Below are 17,425 nucleotides of genomic sequence, written 5' to 3' on the forward strand. Positions count from 1 at the left end.
TTTTGCATAGAACATTTCCACGAAGTTCGCCAATGTACCCGCTTCGATAGCACCGCGCAAACCCGCCATGAGCCGCTGATAATAGCGCAGATTGTGGATGGTATTGAGCATGGCGCCAAGCATTTCGCCGCAGCGATCCAGATGATGCAAATAGCTCCTTGAAAAGTGCTGACAGGTATAGCAATCACAGTCCGGCTCCAGGGCGCCGGTGTCGTGACGATGCCTGGCGTTGCGGATCTTGACCGTGCCCGTGGCAGTAAAGAGATGACCGTTGCGCGCGTTGCGGGTCGGCATCACACAGTCGAACATGTCAATTCCCCGGCGCACGCCTTCGACCAGGTCTTCGGGTTTGCCCACTCCCATCAGATAACGTGGCTTGTCATCTGGCATCCAGCTCGGCAGATAGTCGAGCACTTGAATCATCTCTTCCTTGGGTTCGCCCACGGAGAGCCCTCCGATGGCCAGGCCGTCGAAGCCGATCGCCTCGAGCCCCTCGAGAGAGCGCTTGCGCAACTCCGGGTACATGCCGCCCTGAATGATGCCGAACAGCGCCGAGGGAGAATCGCCGTGGGCATTCCGGGAACGCTGTGCCCAGCGCAGAGAGAGCTCCATGGAGCGCTGCGCTTCATCCATTGTGGCCGGGTAGGGCGTGCATTCATCGAAGATCATCACCACATCTGAGCCTAGCGAGCGCTGTACCGCCATGGATTCTTCCGGGCCCATGAACACCTTGGCCCCATCCACCGGGGAGCGAAAATGCACCCCCTGCTCGGTGATCTTGCGCATCGCCCCCAATGAAAAGACCTGAAAGCCCCCGGAATCGGTCAGAATTGGCCCCTGCCATTGAGAGAAGTCATGCAGGTCGCCATGGGCCTCGATCACTTCGGTACCCGGGCGCAGCCACAGGTGGAAGGTATTGCCCAAGATGATCTCGGCGCCAATCTCCTGGACGCTTTGGGGCGTCATGCCCTTGACCGTGCCGTAGGTGCCCACCGGCATGAAGGCCGGGGTTTCCACCGTGCCCCGGGGGAAGGTCAGTTGACCGCGTCGCGCAAGACCGTCATTGGCCAGACGCTTGAAACTCATGAAACATTCGTTGCGCATGGGATTCTCGAAAATCAGGAAATCGTTGGCGCGCGGGTCAAAAACATCGCATCGCCATAACTAAAGAATGAATAACGATGCGCCACCGCTTCCTGATAAGCCCGCATCACCGGCTCGAAACCCGCGAACGCCGAGACCAGCATCAGCAGCGTCGATTCCGGCAGATGGAAGTTGGTGATCAGCGCATCGACGCAGCGCCATTGATAGCCGGGGTAGATGAAGATATCGGTCTCGCCGCGAAAGGGTGCTATCTCGCCATTCGGACTGTTCGCGCAGGCGCTTTCCAGGCAGCGCACGCTGGTGGTGCCCACGGCAACGACGCGATTGCCTCGAGCGCGAGCAGCGCGCATCTGCTCGCAGGTCGTCTCATTGACCTCGAGCCATTCGCTGTGCATGTGATGCTCGCGAATATCCTCGACCCGTACCGGTTGAAAGGTGCCGGCACCCACGTGCAGGGTGACGAAGGCGTGCTCGATACCGCGCTCGCGTAAGGCATCCATCAGCGGCTGGTCGAAGTGCAGTCCAGCGGTGGGGGCGGCCACGGCGCCTTCTCGGCAGGCGTAAACCGTCTGGTAGCGCTCCCGATCGGTGAGTTCGTCTTCTCGCGTGATGTAGGGCGGCAGCGGCATGTGGCCGTGACGTTCGAGCAGATCGATCAACGGCGTTTCACCGAGAAAGCGCAGTTCGAACAGCGCCTCGCGGCGGCCTTCGACCACGGCGTGAATGCCGCCTTCAAATATAAGTTCGGTACCGGGTTTGGGCGACTTGCTGGCGCGGATGTGGGCCAGGCCACGGTGGGCATCCAAAGGACGCTCCAGCAGCATCTCCACGCGCCCGCCGCTGGCCTTGTGGCCATGCAGTCGAGCGGGGATCACTCGGGTGTCGTTGAATACTAGTAGGTCACCCGGGGCAAGCAGCCCGAGCAGGTCTGGGAAACGTCGATGTGCCAGTTCGCCGCTCTCGCCATCCACGCACAGCAGGCGGCAGTCGCTGCGCTGCTTTGAAGGATAACGGGCGATCAGCTCGTCCGGGAGATCGAAATGGAAATCGGCACGCTGCATACGAGTGACACTGCCAGAAAACGGATTGAAGATGGTGTATGCGCAGCGACCGAAAACGTTGGGGCCGTCTGGCAGGGCGCATATGATAGACGAGTGTGGCGTTCAAGTCAGTGCGGCATGCTCGGCCGATTGAGTCAGGCGGGAAATTCAGGTCGGCATTGACGCGGCGTCGAAGGGCCGTATAATGCGTTCCCGTTGCCGGTGTGGCGGAATTGGTAGACGCAGCGGATTCAAAATCCGCCGCTGGAAACAGTGTGTCGGTTCGAGTCCGACCACCGGCACCATTAAATCAATCAGTTAGCCTCCCTTTCTTGCATCATTCTCTATTACGGCATATCGTCCAATGACACTTCCTTATTGGGACGGGTATTGGGTCAGAACGCTATGCCAAGAAAATCCCCTGAGCTGTCTGCCATCGAAGTTCGACGCCTGACCACCCCTGGCCGCCATGCGGTTGGCGGTGTCGATGGTCTATTCCTTCGTGTGACCCAGACCGGCAGCCGGTCATGGATACTGCGCTACCCCACTGGCGAATGGCGTAAGGCTGCCAGCGGTAAGCCGTTCGCCGTCTATCGCGACCTTGGCTTGGGCAGCTATCCCAATACCAGCCTGGCCAACGCCCGCCAAAAGGGCGCTGCGATCCGCGAGCAGTTGGCCGAGGGCATTGACCCGCTTACCGAGAAGCGCGCCGCCCAGCAGGCGCGTCGGGCCGCCGAGTTGCGCCGACTGACCTTCGCCCAGGCGGCGGAGGCTATGGTGAAAATTAAGATATCTGAGGCCAGCAATGCCAAACACGCCCGCCAATGGCGGCAAAGCCTGGAGGCATACGCCTTGCCAACATTGGGTGCCATGAGCGTAGCCGATATCGAGCTGGTTCACGTAAAGCAAGCCTTGGAGCCTATCTGGGAGACCAAAGTCACCACTGGCGCTCGCGTGCGCCAGCGTATCGAATCTGTCCTGTCATGGGCGACTGCCCACGGGCATCGCAGCGGCCCCAATCCTGCCGCCTGGAAGGGCAACCTCGACGCCGTGCTGCCCGCGCCAGCCAGGATCAAGAAGAAGGCTCACCATCGCGCCTTGCCGGTTGATGAGATGCCGGAGTTCTGGAGGCGGCTGCGTGAGCGCAACGATGTGCCCGCCTTGGCGCTGACCTTCACGATCCTGACCGGCGCTCGATCCGGCGAGGTGCTGGGCGCCCGCTGGGAGGAAATCGACCTGGCAGGCGCCACCTGGATCATCCCGCCGGAACGCATGAAGCGCCGCCGTGAGCACCGCGTGCCGCTCGCGCCTGCTGCCATTGAACTGCTGCGCTCGCTGCCCCAGGGCGAGGGGGGGCTGGTGTTCACCCGCGACCGGGGCCGCCGGCTGTCCGACCGGGCGATGACTGACCTGCTGGCTGCCCTGGGCGAGCAGAGCAGGGCGACCGTCCATGGATTTCGCTCGACCCTGCGTGACTGGATGGCGGAGCGCACCGCGACTCCTCATGACGTGGCCGAGTCGGTGTTGGCGCATAGCATCGGCAATCAGACCGAGGCCGCTTACCGTCGCGGGGATCTGCTGGCCAAGCGTGCCCGCGTGATGCGGCAGTGGGCTGACTTCCTGACCACCGCGCCCGCCCAAGGCGAGAACGTAACCCTGATCCGCGCGAACAAGGCAGCCGCCGAGTAGCGGCGCTGTTATCCCTTTGGCTGGCCTAGGGCGACAGCCCGAACGTGCGGCGACTCCACGCGCTGGCCGGCCATCCTTCCCCGGAGTTTGCGCGAGGAGTTGCGCGATGGCACTGGTGCCACGAAGTATCGTTCAGTTACTGCAATTTGAAGAGGTCGCCCGATTATTGGCCGGTCTCGATCCAGGTACCCCTCCAAAAATGCTCACTGATGAGGCTGCACGCTTGCGGGAATGGCAGCGGGCTATCGTCTATGCCGTTATTGATGGGTCGTTATGCCCGACTGGCGGCAGAGCGTGGATCTATGAACCCGCTACGTCAACAGAGACACCGCTTGCATTCTATGATCCTGACGTACACCAGGTGCATGGCCAATTCCTGCGAAAAGATGTTGCCACGTGGCTGAAAAGCGTGGGGGTTTCTGATGCCGACATTCCCGAGCTTTTGAAGCCGCCGCCTGTAGCGCCGGGAGACGCTAGGGATGATCTTCGCGTACTTGAGGGGCTAGGGCTGCTGATTGAGGCGCTTGCACAACACCACCCTAACTTATATGGCGTCAGAGCTGGCAAGCCGAACAGGTTGCGAATTGGCAGCATTATGCTCGGAGTTGTGGAGGGCTATGCGAGGCCAACCGATCCTAAAACAGATCCTGTAAACCTCTATGGGCTTGCCAAAACGTCTGTCGATGACCTGCTTAAGGATGCTATCGGGGCATGGGAGCGAAGAAAGGGTAACTAGCTGATTTTTCCAGTTGGGAATTATTATAAATTGATTTTTCCAACTGGAACTAATTGCTTAAAAGCACCGCCATGATGCCCTGCGAACACCCAACGCATGAGGCATTAGCACATGAATCATCCCGAGAACCCCCGCTCCTTCCTGACGGCCCGACAAGTGGCCGACCGCTACGGTGTAGGCATCGCAACCATTTGGCGCTGGGCGCGCACGCGCCGAGGCTTCCCCCAGCCGCTGAAACTCGGCGAAAACGTCACGCGCTGGCGCCTGGCCGACCTGGAGCGGTGGGAAGTGGAGGCTGCCGCATGACCACCTGCCTATCTCCCTGCCCTTGCCAGCGCGAGGCGCTGGCCCCTGCCCTGGAGGCCGCATGAAACCGACCCCATCCCCCGCTCTCTGTCCACGTTCGTTCCGGCTGGCACTGGCGTTGCTCAATGTTCCCTGCTCCCGCGAGGCGTGCGACCGGATCGCGCCCGCTTCAAATTCACCGCACTACATTGGCGAGCTGCGCAGCCGTTGGGGGCTGACCCTGCCCTGCGAGCGCGTGCCGTTCGTGACCCGCGACGGCGTGCCCTCGTGGTATGGCCGCTACTACGCCACACCACGCGATAAGGAGCGCATTCGCGACCACCTAGCGCGTATCGCCGCCGCGAATGACGAGCAAGAAAAAGCCCCGCCGGGTGGGCAGGGCTGAAGCGTTCTTTCTGAGCCTGGGCAGGCCTGACCATTTTAGAGTGCTAGAGTACCGGCGACCAGCCTGCCCCTTGATGGGAACTCGATATGCAGGTATCTGTTGATGCGCCCCCGCTGGCGCCTGATACGTCGCGCCTGGCGGCGCGACCCTCACACCCCGTACTTACTCCCGGCTTCGGCGCCGCTGCCGCCTTTCTGGAGCGCTTGGACTCCGACTCCGACCGCTTCACCTTCCAGACGTTCGACGATAGCGGCGCCAAGCGTCAGGTGTTGGCGCATCAGATGCACGGGAGCTTGGCGGAACACTGGAGCAGGCTATCCGGGCTAAACGCGCTGGGAGCCGGAATCTTCGTCACCGTGAACGAAACGGATGGTCTGGGACGCAAGGCAGAAAACGTGACCAACGTTCGCGCGCTGTTCGCGGATTTCGACACCACCGCTGATACGGGCGAGCGCCTGGCACTGGTACAAGAAATCATCGGCGTGGAGCCGTCGCTAGTGGTTGAGTCTTCGTCGGCTCGACACCATGCCTACTGGCTGGCCGATGGGCTGTCGCTGGACGAGTTCAGGCCGCTGCAACAAGCACTGGCCACCGCCTTGGGCAGCGATCCGGTAGTGAAGGATTTGTGCCGCGTCATGCGCCTGCCAGGGTTCGTCCACCGCAAGGAACGCCCGTTCGTGACGCGGGTGATCCACGAAGGACCGCGCACCATCGCCGAGGCGTTGCGCGTCGCCCTGGCGTCATACGTGCCCCGCGAGGCGCCCCCAGCGCCGTCGCCTATGCCCGCGCATGGCACCGTTACCCCCTACGCCAAACGTGCCCTTGAAAGCGCGGCTGGTGCCATTCTGAGCGCCCCCACTGGCAGCCGTAACACCACCCTTAACCGTGAGGCGCATAACGTGTTTGGACTGGTGAAGGGTGGCCACTTGGATGAGCACGAGGCGCGCCACGTACTGGAGCGTGCCGGCGGCGGGAGCGGGCTATCCAATGGTGAGGTTCAGGCCACCCTGGCGAGCGCCTGGAACGCCGCCACCACGCGCGTGATTCCAGAGCGACCCGCCGCACCCTCGACGTCTCGCCCTGGCCCCGAAATTCCGCCCGCTCCCCCCTTTGCCTTCGCTGGCGCCGGGGAGCTGGTGGCCGCTCTGCGCCCCATCAACTGGCTGGTGTGCGACCGCCTGGAAGCGGACTCGCTGGCACTGATGTACGGAGAGCCAGGGCATGGCAAGTCGTTTGTCGCGTTAGATTTGGCTGCCAGCGTGGCGACCGGCACCCCCTGGCATGACCACCCCACTAAGCAAGGTGCTGTGTTCGTGGTGGCAGGAGAAGGCCACAACGGCATTGCCCGCCGCCTGAAAGCGTGGGAGCTGGCCAGGGGGATAAGTCTGAACGCTGCTCCGCTCTACGTGTCGCGGGCCGCCGCGAGCCTGGCCGATCCCACCAGTAGCGCCGCCGTGACCGCTGCTATTGAGGCGCTGGTGCGCGATACCGGCCAGAAGCCTGCCCTGGTGGTGGTGGACACCGTAAGCCGGAATCTCGGCGCTGCCGACGAGAACAGCAGCGCGGATATGGCCGCGTTCGTTCGCAGTCTGGACGCCATGCGGCACCGCTGGAATGCCAGCGTGCTGATGGTCCACCACAGCGGTAAGGATAGTGCCAAGGGCGCCAGGGGAAGCACCGTGCTGAAGGGCGCCGTGGATGCGGAGTACCGGGTAGCCAAGGACGAAGCGGGCGTGGTGTGCCTGGAGGCCACCAAGATGAAGGACGCGGAGCGGCCTGCCGAAATGGCTTTCGACCTGAAAGGAGTGAAGCTGCCACTGGTGGACGAGGAAGGCGCCGATGTATGGGGCGCGGCCCTGAAAGCTGTGCCCGACTACCAACCGGCGGCCAGGGGCAAGGTAGGCCGGGGGAAGAATCAGACCCTGGCGCTGGCTGCCCTGCGTGGTCTGTATGACGACCATCGGGAGAGGCTGGCGCGGGGCGATGGCGATCCCGATGCCGCCCTGGTGCGCATCGACGACTGGCGCGAAAGGCTAGCTACTGACGGCTTACCCCGTCAACGCTTCTACGATGCGAAGGTAGGACTGGAGCGTGCAGGATGGGTAAAGCTGGAGCCTCCCTACGTGAGATTGGCGGAGTGAGGGGCGTCCGAATTGTGTCCGGTTTCGTCACGGTTTGTCTGATTCTGTCCGTGTCCGTCCGTCCGTCCGGTTTTCTATAACCGGACGTGACGGCTAATTCGGACGCCACTAAGAGAGGTTGAAATCCCCCTTGGCCAAAGGGAGAGCGCTGTAACCCCGCGCTAGAGCTTTTGCGTATCGAGAGCGGCCAATGGCAACACATTCAACACAAGCAACACAAGCAACACCCATCAATGCGCGTGCTGACCCGTCTCAACCGCCTGGCGGCTGGGAGGCGCTGGCTACTGCACCACCGTTATCGCCGTAGTTATCGCCGTAGACCCGCTTGACGTACCGCCAGGCCGGGCTTAGAGACGATACCGTGCCCTCCACAGCCAGAATCGCATCCAGGAGCCGGCGCTTTTGGCTAGGCGTGAAGGTATTAAGCCCGTAGTGTCCGAGAACTTCGTGGGCCAGGGTATCGGCTGCGTCTCGCGCGTCACGAAGGTGGGCAGTGGCAAGTACGAGTCGTTCGCTGGCGGGGTGGTAGGCGTCTTCGATGTTTTTTTCGATGATCCCTGAGGTTCCATTGAATCCATAAGCATTCTCCTGATATGCAACACTATTACATTGGGCTCGGCGTCGCCGCCCTTGGTGTTGGGGTAGGAGGCGGCTAGGGCCGGGTTGTCCGTAACGTAGATGCCGTGGCCGAGCCATCCCGAGTCGTTATGGTTTCGGTATCCTGCCTGGAAGGCTTCGCTGTCGTCGATTGCGCCGTGGTAAAAAATAGCTGAGGATCTTCCATCACTTCCCGTATCGCGTCTTCTAGTGTTGGCGCTTCCCGAATTCGGTCAGCAAGTGATCTTTCCATTATCGTGTATCTTTCCGGTTATCGCGTCGTCAATGGATGCAATGAAGCCTAGCGCCCGCGCGTCTTGCTATCGGGTGGCGTTGGCCGGATCGAATAGGTCGCCCGGTCCGGGGGCAGGTCCACGCCGCTTGCGGGGCGTGTCGGCCACATCCTCACCACGTTGCCCACGCGATAGATGGCGGGTCGCTCGCTCATGATGGCCCCTGGTCGCCGCGCTTTTCCGCGTCCGCGAGCGCATCCAGGCGCGCCTGCCGCTCGATGCTCAACAGCAGCAGAGAAATGCCAAGACGCTTGCAGGGCGTGGCATCCCGTATTGTCCAAGCGTATCTCAAGTATTGGGACAGGTACTGGTACTTTTCCGTTACTGTTCTTTAAGTCGTTGATTTATAAATCTACGCAGCGGATTCAAAATCCGCCGCTGGAAACAGTGTGTCGGTTCGAGTCCGACCACCGGCACCACTTCAAAACAACCTCTTGCTCTTCTCTATTTCCCCTCTTTCCCAGCTTGCCTGATGTTTGGTCGCGAAGGGCAGTGTGAAACCCATGATTCGTTTGCGCACCTACCAGCATCAAAAAACAGCTGCCGAAGCAGCTGAATTTGCGGTCAACGAGTGTTCTAGGCTGTGTATTCAAGCTGTTCCAAGTAGCTCTTCTAGCGCTCGCATCAGTGCTGATTGAGCGGAGGCTTGTTCACCCCATGCGCGATAAACCTCGATGCTGTCGTTAACGTCATTCATGTCGATTCTCCTGAGGATATTAGGTATTGAAGCCCATCGTTAAGAAGCATTGACTAGGTTTTTTGGTACGCGACTCCAATGCTTGCATCAATTCTATCGGCAATGATCCATTAGAGCTTTAGTATTTTGTGCAACAAAAATTTAAGTTTTTTTATTTTTATGTCACAGAGGGGATGCTGGCTAATTTAACTTGGTTTTTTGGGTCTTTTTTGATGAATTGCTTAGAGGGACGTGCCTCTACAATGCGTAGGCAACAGCGTTTGTATTGGCCGGGCCCCGATCGGGCGCCCGGTATTTTTTGGTTAGCCTTACCTGATGGCCGTGATAGAAGTGTGTAGCGCTTTTGGCGCTAACGTCCTTAGTTGTAACGGTTGGCTTGTCCCTGCAGTTTTTGAAGCAAGGGAAGAATATCGTCGAGCCCATCCTGTTCCAGAGATTGAATCAAGGTGTTGAGGGCGTCAGCACGAGGGGTGTCATAAACGCCGGCATAGGAATCGACATGATCGATGCATTCCGAATCGCCGTTTTTTGCGCTCAGCTGCTCCAGACGATCCAGCCGTCCAAGAATCTCGACTTGCGTGACAAGAACGGTTTTGAGTAATTTTTTAGTTGTTTCCATGGCGTTCTCCTGCGGATGATTTCATCTTCAACGTAGCAGACCTTTGAACTAATATTGGTTGTCGATATTAATGAAATCTGTGATAAAAAAGGTATGACAAGGATAATGTTCATACTTTAGTCTTATTCTCTTGGAGTTACCTCCAGGCTGATTAGCGCTTATGATCGACGAATACAACAGTCCTTCGCCTTTTTGGCGGGGACTGTTTTTTCTTGCCGTCATTCCACAATTCAAGATAGAAGGAGTTGCTGATGTCACGCCCTGTGATTGTCGTGAACCGGCTGGATGCCGAACGTTTGCAGCGCTTGATCGATACTACCTCGCACAAGGACGCTGCCGTAGCCGAAGCATTGGAAGTGGAGCTCGAGCGCGCCGAGGTAGTGGATCCGATTGAAGTTCCTGCGAACGTGGTCAGTATGAATAGTCAGGTCCGCTTCACTGAGCTGAGCCGCAATGCACAGCTGACCCGCACCCTGGTCTATCCCCACGCATTGGCGAATACGCCGGAAGGCTTGTCGGTCATGGCGCCGGTAGGGGCGGCTCTGCTCGGGCTGAAAGCCGGCGAGACGATCGACTGGGCTTTGCCGGATGGACGGCGCATTCAACTGCGCGTGGATGAGATTTTGTGGCAGCCAGAGGCGGCCAAGCAGTATCACCGTTAATGAGGCAAGCGAGAGCCCATGTCCTTGACGCTGTGGTTATCGCTTGCTGCCATCTGTGCCATGGGGGCCATGTCGCCAGGGCCGAGTCTTGCCATGGTACTACGGCACACTCTGGGGGGCGGGCGCGCCCCCGGTATGGTCGCGGCGCTCAGCCATGCCCTGGGGGTCGGGTTCTATGCGCTGCTTACCGTGTGGGGGCTGGGGGCTGTCATCGTGCATCAGCCGCTGCTGTTCACCTTGATTACCTGGAGCGGGGCCGCTTATCTGGCCTGGCTGGGCGTCAAGGCACTGCGTGCCGGGCGTCAGGGGGTACTGTCGACGGGCGCTATGACGACCAGTGCAACCTTGGCGGCCCGGGATGGGATGATGGTCGCCCTGGCCAATCCCAAACTGATCCTGTTTTTTGTCGCCTTGCTCAGCCAGTTCGTCAGTGCGGACATGGACGCACTGGCCAAGGCATTGATCGTCATTACCGCTGCGTCCATTGATGCGGGCTGGTATGTGTTGGTCGCGATTGCACTGTCCCATTCGAGGCTGCTGCCTTGGCTGCAGCATCGTGCTCACTGGATCAATCGCGTCACCGGTGTGCTGTTGATCGCGCTAGCGCTGCGCATGATGTTGGGATAGCCGGCGAAACGGTTCAGCAAACCTTCAATGTGCGTGCTGATCCGCTGTCTGGCTTCCTTCATTCGCCTCCTGAACCCACACCTCCAAGGTGATGTTGTCGCGGTCGGCAAACTCCAGCGTGACGGGAAAGCGGTCGCCTGCTTTCAGCGGCTGTTTGAGCCCGATCAACATCAGGTGCTTGCCTTGACCCGGGCGCATCTTCAACGTTTCCCCGGCGTCTACCTCGAGTTTGTCTAATCGATGCATGCGCATGACGTCATCTTTCATGCTCATGTCATGAATTTCCACCACATCGCTGACCGGCGAACTGGCGGCTATCAGCGTAACCGGGCTCTCGCCGGCACTGATATCCATATAGGCTGCCCCGTTGGGCGCTCCGGGTGGCGTCGGCGTAGCGAAGGGATGAATCAGGCGCACACCGTTATCGCGGGTTTCATGGGCAGAGACATGGATGGCAAACATGAGGCTTGCCATTAGCAGAAGAAAGACAAAAAACCTGGTTGAACGCGACATGCTGTGTCCTCGTGAACGGTCGAAACCTCAGGGTAACCCAACGCTCTGAGTCAGGGTATGACCAATCACCCGGCAATACGCTCGAGAATGGCTTTCACAGGTGCATCGGTGGGTAGAACGCCATAGACTGGGCTGGTGCCGTCTGTTCCTAGACGACTCCGACAGAAAGTCTCGGCAACTTCCTTGGATGCATGACGCAACAACAGGGATGCCTGCATACATTGCGCCATGCGCTGGGTCAGCCAACGTGCATTGGCTTCGAGGTGTTCCACCGGTTGCTTCAATGTATCATCCAGCTCTGTCACGGAATTATCGAAAGCCCTGGAGTTTCCTTTTGCGTTAGCGAGTTCGCCGCGCAGGGCTTCGATGCTTTCTGGATGGCGCGCCATCACCCGCAGCACGTCCAGGCAGATGACGTTGCCGGAGCCTTCCCAGATCGAATTGACCGGGGCTTCCCGATAGAGCCGCGCCAGCGGCGTCTCTTCCACGTAACCAATACCGCCAAGACACTCCATGGCTTCCGCCATGAAGCCGGGACCCCGCTTGTTGTGCCAGTACTTGCCCAAGGTGGGCAGCAGCCGCGACAAGGCATGCTCATGGGTATCATCGAGTGCATCGAAGGCTCGGGCGGCTCGCATCGAGAGTGCCAGGCTGGCTTCGGTTTCCAAAGCTAGATCCGCAATGACCCGCTGCATCAAGGGGTGTTCCGCCAGACGCTTGCCAAAAGCGCTGCGTTCGCGAGCATGGCTCCAGGCCTCGAGCAGCGCTTGTCGCATCATGCCCGCCGGGGCGGTCGCCGCATCGAGCCGCGTCTGCTGCACCATCTCGAGAATAGTGACGATGCCTCGACCCGGCTCGCCAATCCCTTGCGCCCAGGCACCCCGATATTCGATTTCCGACGACGCATTGGCCCGATTGCCGCACTTGTCCTTCAGGCGCTGCAGTTCGATGGGATTGCGCTCGCCATCCGGGGTGAAGCGCGGCACCAGAAAGCAGCTCAATCCCGCATCGGTTTGCGCCAGGGTCAGAAAGGCATCCGACATGGGGGCGCTGCAGAACCATTTGTGACCGGTAAGCCGATAATCGTCGCCATCGCTTACCGCCCGGGTGGTGTTGGCCCGCACGTCGCTGCCACCCTGTTTCTCGGTCATCGCCATGCCCAGGGTCACCGCGGACTTTTCTGCCATCGGAACTGCTCGAGGATCATAATCCCAGGCCAGTAGACGCGAACGCCACCGATCGAGAAGGCGAGGCTCGCGGCGTAGTGCCGGCAGGGCGGCATGGGTCATGGTAATCGGACAGCAGATGCCGGGCTCTGCCTGAGTGAGCAGGTAAAGGGCGGCAACATGGGCCTGGTGTCCGCCCTGATGCTCCTTTTCCCAGGCCACCGCATGCCATCCCTGATCGCAGGCGAGATGCATCAGCTCATGATAGGCAGGGTGATAGACCACCTCATCCAGGCGACGACCGTGACGATCGAACAGACGTAGTGTCGGGGGATGACGGTTGGCCTCCATGCCGAGCGTCTGTACATGATCGCTGCCCACTGCGCGGGCTAGAGGCGTGATACGCTGGCTAACCCAATCCGGGGCCTCCCGAGCCAGGGCTTCCCGTAGGGGCTTGTCCAGGGACAGAAGATCTTGGTCCGGGGTAAGTAAAGGCTGGTTGTCGACATCATGGGTGGCCAAATGTCGACGGGGGGCATGGTCGGTCATGGCGATGCTCCTTACTTTTCTTGAGCATGGAGCCGACGCGGGCCGTGGTCAAACCCCTTGTCAGAATGGAAAGCGAATTCGTCTCAGGCTAAAAAAGACGTTTTCGGATGAGTGATCGAGCGTGCACGGAGTTAGAGGAAATCGTCAGAAAAAAGGACAAAAACGTCGCTCGAACGCTTACATCTTGCGTGGAGGACCCGAGGGACGGATCATGGAGAAATGTGCTCAGGCTCCAGTAATGAGTTATGCATATCTATACACAAGAATGCCGCACCCATAGCGGCGAAGCGTTCAATCTACGTGCCTTGCGGGGGCAGGTGCTGCTGGTGACCAACGTCGCCAGCCGTTGCGGCTATACTCCGCAATTGGCCGAACTCGAAGGGCTTTATCGTCGCTATCGCTATCAAGGGTTTACCGTGCTGGCTTTTCCCTGCAATCAGTTTGCTCGCCAGTCACCGGAGTCGGCTCAGGAGTTCGCCGAGTTTTGCGAGCGTCACTACAACGTCACGTTTCCGGTCATGGAAAAGGTGCGGGTCAATGGACGCAAGGCACACCCGTTGTTCCTGCTGTTGCGCCGTCAGGCCCCGGGGCTGCTGGCGAGCACGTCGATCAAGTGGAATTTCACCAAGTTTTTGATCGGGCGTGATGGCCAGGTTGTTTGTCGCTTCGGCCCTCAGGCTTCCAGCCAAGATATAAAGCCTCGTCTTGAGACTGCGCTGGATACGCCTTTTTCTGCTTGAGCGCGAACTTAAAGAGTAAGCTCGCGCTCTCTCATCAGGCGCGTCATCAACTCGTTCCAGCGGTGTCGGGTCATCATGGTGGTGAGCCCTGAAAACAGTGTCCAAAAGCTCCTGCGCCAGCCTTTCAGTCGGCGTCGGTGCACGACCAGTTGCGTCAGCAGGCGATTCTCATCGAAGGTGCGCCACTCGCCAGCGATCGATAGCTGATGGCGAGAAAGCACCGGCGCCAGTTCCAGGCGAAATATCCATTCCAGCTGCTCTAGACTCAAATCATGGCGTTCGATGATCTTGATCATATGAGCATAGTCGCTCTCCCTCGGCTCTCGCTCGAGCCAGAGGGGCGCCAGGGTCAGCCACAGCTCCCCGCGTTCGTCTATCAGCGCTTCGATCTCTTGTTCGCTCATGCCTATCACCTTCATCGTTTCGGCAGGCATCTTCGGGCAACACTGGCTGAGGCACAAGGGCGGACAGTGTCACGATGAATCGCTAGAATAGCCGCAATACAGCGTTCGCGACGCTGATACCATCCGTCAATAAGTTCAAAGCCAGTAACGCAGAGGTCTGTCGTGATCATCAAACCCAAGGTTCGTGGTTTCATTTGTACCACCACTCATCCCACCGGCTGCGCGATGAACCTGCGCGACCAGATTCAGGCAACTCGAGCTGCAATTGGCAACGCTACCGAGTCGGGTCCCAAACGGGTGCTGGTCATCGGAGCTTCCAGCGGCTATGGATTGGCTGCTCGTGTCACGGCGGCTTTCGGCTATGGCGCCAGCACCCTTGGCGTGTTTTTCGAAAAGCCCGGGACGGAGAAAAAGCCAGGCACCGCGGGCTGGTACAATTCAGCTGCCTTCGATCACTATGCCAAGGAAGAAGGGCTCTACAGCAAGGCGATCAACGGCGACGCTTTCGCCCATGAGACCCGGGAGAAAGCCATCGAGCTGATCAAGCAGGATCTGGGCGATGTGGATCTGGTGATCTATTCGCTGGCCTCGCCGGTGCGCAAGCTGCCGGACAGCGGTGAGCTCAAGCGTTCGGTATTGAAGCCCATCGGCGAAACCTACCGCGCCACCGCCATCGACACCAACAAGGACGCCATCATCGAGACCGAGGTGGAGCCCGCCACACAGCAGGAGATCGACGATACCATTCAGGTCATGGGCGGTGAGGACTGGGAGCTGTGGATCGACGCGCTGGACAAGGCCGGGGTACTGGCACCCGGTGCCAAGTCCGTAGCCTTCAGCTATATCGGTACCGAGATCACCTGGCCAATCTACTGGCATGGTGCGCTGGGCAAGGCCAAGGAAGACCTGGATCGCGCCGCCGGGGAAATCGACAAGCGCTTGGCCGCAAGCGACGGTGGTGCCAATGTCGCGGTACTCAAGTCCGTGGTGACCCAGGCAAGTGCTGCCATTCCCGTCATGCCGCTTTATATCGCCATGGTATATAAGGTGATGAAGGAGCAAGGGCTGCACGAAGGTACCATCGATCAGTTGAACCGGTTGTTCCGGGATCGCCTGTACGGCAATGAGGCCCCGCAAACCGATGAAGAGAATCGCCTGCGCCTGGACGACTGGGAGCTACGAGACGACGTTCAGCAGGCCTGCAAGGATCTATGGCCTCAGGTTACCAGCGACAATCTGTTCGACATTACCGATTACGCCGGCTATAAGCATGAATTTCTCAAGCTGTTCGGCTTCCAACGGGACGACGTGGATTACAACGCGGACGTCGACCCGGTGGCAAACTTCGATGTCGTTCAGCTGTGAGTAAAAAAATGACAAGGCTAGGATGGGTCGAATGGCGATGAATGAAAGAAAATCTAGACGGTTTGTATGGCTTCTGACACTGCTTGCGCTGTTTGCCTTGTCAGGTTGTCAAAGCGCTTACTATAACGCGCTGGAAAAGGTTGGTATTCAGAAGCGCGAAGTGCTGGTAGACCGGGTCCAGAGCGGTCGAGATGCCCAGCAGGCCGCGGACGAGCAGTTCTCTTCGGCACTCGAGCAGTTTCGAGCCGTGGTGCGAGTCCCGGAAAGCGAGCTTTCCAAGACCTACGATCGCTTGAACGACGAATATGAACAGAGCGAAGTGGCCGCCGATCGAGTCGAGGGGCGTATCGAGGCCATAGAGGATGTTGCCGAAGCATTGTTCGACGAGTGGGAGGATGAGCTATCTCTCTATCAGAGTAGCGAATATCGTCGGCTTTCAGAGCGACAGCTGCAGGCGACCCGAGCGCGTTACGATGAGATGCTGGCGGCAATGCAGGAGGCGGCGGACAGCATGCAGCCAGTGCTATTGGCCCTGAGGGACAACGTATTGTTCTTGAAGCATAATCTCAATGCGCGAGCAATCGGCGCGCTGCGTGGCGAGGTTGATGGGCTCGAGCGAGATGTGACGGCGCTTCGTCAGCGTATGCAGGCGGCAATTGCTCGTTCGGATGCCTTCATTGATGAGCTCAATCGTCAAGATGCCCCGTGACGGGCAGAACGTAGAACAGGGATCAGGGAAAGATTCAGAGCAGAGATCTTTTATATCCCGGCAGGTAGGTTTTGTCCTTCTGCCGGGTTTTTCTCTACTGGCTCAGGCCTGCGCCCTGGAGCCGCTGCAAATTGCCAACCAGCTTAGCGGCCGATGTCTTTACACTCCCATTGTTTTTGGCCTCGAAAGGGGTGACGTGAAAAGCGTCACTGGTTTGACGCAAATGCCGCAACGCTGCGTTGGCGATAAGCAGGATCTCGATATGCTGCTTGTCTGTGCTCCGGGTGCCAATCAGGGTGATTGTGCGGTGCTGCTTGAGTGGTTGGTGCATTTGACCGGGCGTGGTGTCGTGCTAGGCGGGATCAGCGGTGGCACCCAGGTACTGGCAAGGGCCGGTGTTCTCGATGGATATCGTGCCACTCTGATCTTGCAAGATGTTGATACTGCACGTAACGCCTACCCTCGCGTACGAAGTAGCCGGCAGGTGTTCGAGATCGATCGTGATCGCATGACCTGCGGTGGAGGCACTGCGGCCCTGGACATGATGATGAGCCTGATCGCTCGACAACATGGTCAGCGTCTGGCCGAGCGGGTGTCAGAGTATTTCGTTCATGAGCGTGTGCGTATGGGAAGCGAGCCTCAGCGTGTATCCCGAAATGTATTGTTGGAACATGCGCCATTAAGTCTTACGGATGCGTTGGCGTTGATGGAGTCAAACATAGAAGAGCCTCTGACTACGCACGAACTCGCCGCACATTTAGGTGTTTCCCGACGTCAACTGGAAAGATTATTCAAAAAGTATCTTCAAACCGTGCCTAGCCGTTACTATCTCAATCTGCGTTTACAGCAGGCACGTAAGCTACTTCGTGAATCGGATAGCGCAATAGGCGATATTGCGTTCGGGACTGGATTTTCTTCTGCGGCTCACTTCTCGACCGCTTATCGTAATCATTTTGGTATGACACCAAGAGAAGAGCGTCTTGTCTGAGAAGAAGTGATTATTGCTTCTTCATCTCATCCCTTTTCGTAATTCTGACGTGGCTTTTATTTTAAATTTAAAATTTTTAGTAAGCTAATGTGTTG

General features: G+C 58.8%; 18 protein-coding genes and 1 tRNA gene. 13 read left to right on the top strand and 6 right to left on the bottom strand.

Annotated features, from left to right (window positions below):
- Together tgt and queA are read right to left on the bottom strand one after the other, a co-directional pair.
- On the bottom strand, positions 1–1,104 hold a 1,104-nt coding region (gene tgt, locus CH74_RS03910; RefSeq protein WP_216594712.1), incomplete at its 3' end, for a tRNA guanosine(34) transglycosylase Tgt.
- A 14-nt stretch (positions 1,105–1,118) separates the two neighbouring features.
- Positions 1,119–2,165: a tRNA preQ1(34) S-adenosylmethionine ribosyltransferase-isomerase QueA gene (queA, locus tag CH74_RS03915; RefSeq protein ID WP_048306171.1), complete on the bottom strand. Its 1,047-nt coding sequence runs from the start codon at positions 2,163–2,165 to the stop codon at positions 1,119–1,121.
- A gap of 197 nt (positions 2,166–2,362) precedes the next feature.
- On the opposite strand from queA, the gene CH74_RS03920 reads away from it, so the two are divergent.
- From CH74_RS03920 to CH74_RS18570, 7 genes are all read left to right on the top strand, one after another.
- A tRNA-Leu gene (locus CH74_RS03920) sits at positions 2,363–2,449 on the top strand.
- Between the two features lie 100 nt (positions 2,450–2,549).
- Positions 2,550–3,833, top strand: a complete 1,284-nt coding sequence (locus CH74_RS03925; protein ID WP_048306232.1) for a site-specific integrase — start codon at positions 2,550–2,552, stop codon at positions 3,831–3,833.
- Positions 3,834–3,939: 106 nt separating this feature from the next.
- Positions 3,940–4,569 carry a hypothetical protein gene (locus CH74_RS03930; RefSeq protein WP_048306172.1) on the top strand — a complete coding sequence of 210 codons (630 nt, stop codon included), beginning with the start codon at positions 3,940–3,942 and terminating at the stop codon, positions 4,567–4,569.
- A gap of 111 nt (positions 4,570–4,680) precedes the next feature.
- Positions 4,681–4,875: an AlpA family transcriptional regulator gene (locus tag CH74_RS03935; protein ID WP_048306173.1), complete on the top strand. Its 195-nt coding sequence runs from the start codon at positions 4,681–4,683 to the stop codon at positions 4,873–4,875.
- A 61-nt stretch (positions 4,876–4,936) separates the two neighbouring features.
- Positions 4,937–5,260: a hypothetical protein gene (locus tag CH74_RS03940; protein WP_048306174.1), complete on the top strand. Its 324-nt coding sequence runs from the start codon at positions 4,937–4,939 to the stop codon at positions 5,258–5,260.
- 203 nt (positions 5,261–5,463) lie between these two features.
- On the top strand, positions 5,464–7,401 hold the full coding sequence (locus CH74_RS17680; protein WP_172656298.1) for an AAA family ATPase: 1,938 nt from the start codon (positions 5,464–5,466) through the stop codon (positions 7,399–7,401).
- 402 nt (positions 7,402–7,803) lie between these two features.
- The gene (locus CH74_RS18570) at positions 7,804–7,962 is read left to right on the top strand and encodes a hypothetical protein (RefSeq protein WP_156181349.1); all 159 of its coding nucleotides are present in this window, start codon (positions 7,804–7,806) and stop codon (positions 7,960–7,962) included.
- A gap of 1,384 nt (positions 7,963–9,346) precedes the next feature.
- On the opposite strand, the gene CH74_RS03950 is transcribed toward CH74_RS18570, so the two are convergent.
- The gene (locus CH74_RS03950) at positions 9,347–9,607 is read right to left on the bottom strand and encodes a hypothetical protein (protein ID WP_048306175.1); all 261 of its coding nucleotides are present in this window, start codon (positions 9,605–9,607) and stop codon (positions 9,347–9,349) included.
- Positions 9,608–9,855: 248 nt separating this feature from the next.
- Here CH74_RS03950 and rnk point away from each other — a divergent pair, with 248 nt between their 5' ends.
- Positions 9,856–10,269 carry a nucleoside diphosphate kinase regulator gene (gene rnk, locus CH74_RS03955; protein WP_156181362.1) on the top strand — a complete coding sequence of 138 codons (414 nt, stop codon included), beginning with the start codon at positions 9,856–9,858 and terminating at the stop codon, positions 10,267–10,269.
- Positions 10,270–10,287: 18 nt separating this feature from the next.
- Entirely contained in the window at positions 10,288–10,896 is a 609-nt protein-coding gene (locus tag CH74_RS03960) for a LysE family translocator (RefSeq protein ID WP_048306177.1), read from the top strand.
- Between the two features lie 24 nt (positions 10,897–10,920).
- On the opposite strand, the gene CH74_RS03965 is transcribed toward CH74_RS03960, so the two are convergent.
- Both CH74_RS03965 and CH74_RS03970 read right to left on the bottom strand, forming a co-directional pair.
- On the bottom strand, positions 10,921–11,358 hold the full coding sequence (locus CH74_RS03965; protein ID WP_253272932.1) for a copper chaperone PCu(A)C: 438 nt from the start codon (positions 11,356–11,358) through the stop codon (positions 10,921–10,923).
- A gap of 116 nt (positions 11,359–11,474) precedes the next feature.
- Complete coding sequence (locus CH74_RS03970; protein ID WP_048306178.1) at positions 11,475–13,124, bottom strand: acyl-CoA dehydrogenase family protein; 1,650 nt, start codon at positions 13,122–13,124, stop codon at positions 11,475–11,477.
- A 245-nt stretch (positions 13,125–13,369) separates the two neighbouring features.
- Between CH74_RS03970 and CH74_RS03975 the strand changes: the two genes are divergently transcribed.
- The gene (locus CH74_RS03975) at positions 13,370–13,864 is read left to right on the top strand and encodes a glutathione peroxidase (protein WP_048306179.1); all 495 of its coding nucleotides are present in this window, start codon (positions 13,370–13,372) and stop codon (positions 13,862–13,864) included.
- 8 nt (positions 13,865–13,872) lie between these two features.
- Here CH74_RS03975 and CH74_RS03980 read toward each other — a convergent pair whose 3' ends face one another.
- Positions 13,873–14,268: a hypothetical protein gene (locus tag CH74_RS03980; RefSeq protein ID WP_048306180.1), complete on the bottom strand. Its 396-nt coding sequence runs from the start codon at positions 14,266–14,268 to the stop codon at positions 13,873–13,875.
- Positions 14,269–14,430: 162 nt separating this feature from the next.
- Between CH74_RS03980 and fabV the strand changes: the two genes are divergently transcribed.
- The 3 genes from fabV (at position 14,431) to CH74_RS03995 (ending at position 17,330) form a co-directional block, all read left to right on the top strand.
- Positions 14,431–15,633 carry an enoyl-ACP reductase FabV gene (fabV, locus tag CH74_RS03985; protein ID WP_048306181.1) on the top strand — a complete coding sequence of 401 codons (1,203 nt, stop codon included), beginning with the start codon at positions 14,431–14,433 and terminating at the stop codon, positions 15,631–15,633.
- Between the two features lie 31 nt (positions 15,634–15,664).
- Positions 15,665–16,342, top strand: coding sequence for a DUF2959 domain-containing protein (locus tag CH74_RS03990; protein WP_156181351.1), 678 nt, complete (start codon positions 15,665–15,667; stop codon positions 16,340–16,342).
- 196 nt (positions 16,343–16,538) lie between these two features.
- Complete coding sequence (locus CH74_RS03995; protein WP_253272933.1) at positions 16,539–17,330, top strand: GlxA family transcriptional regulator; 792 nt, start codon at positions 16,539–16,541, stop codon at positions 17,328–17,330.
- Positions 17,331–17,425: the final 95 nt, after the last annotated feature.

Origin of the sequence: Halomonas sp. PR-M31, assembly GCF_001039575.1 — a bacterium.
Lineage (GTDB): Bacteria > Pseudomonadota > Gammaproteobacteria > Pseudomonadales > Halomonadaceae > Modicisalibacter.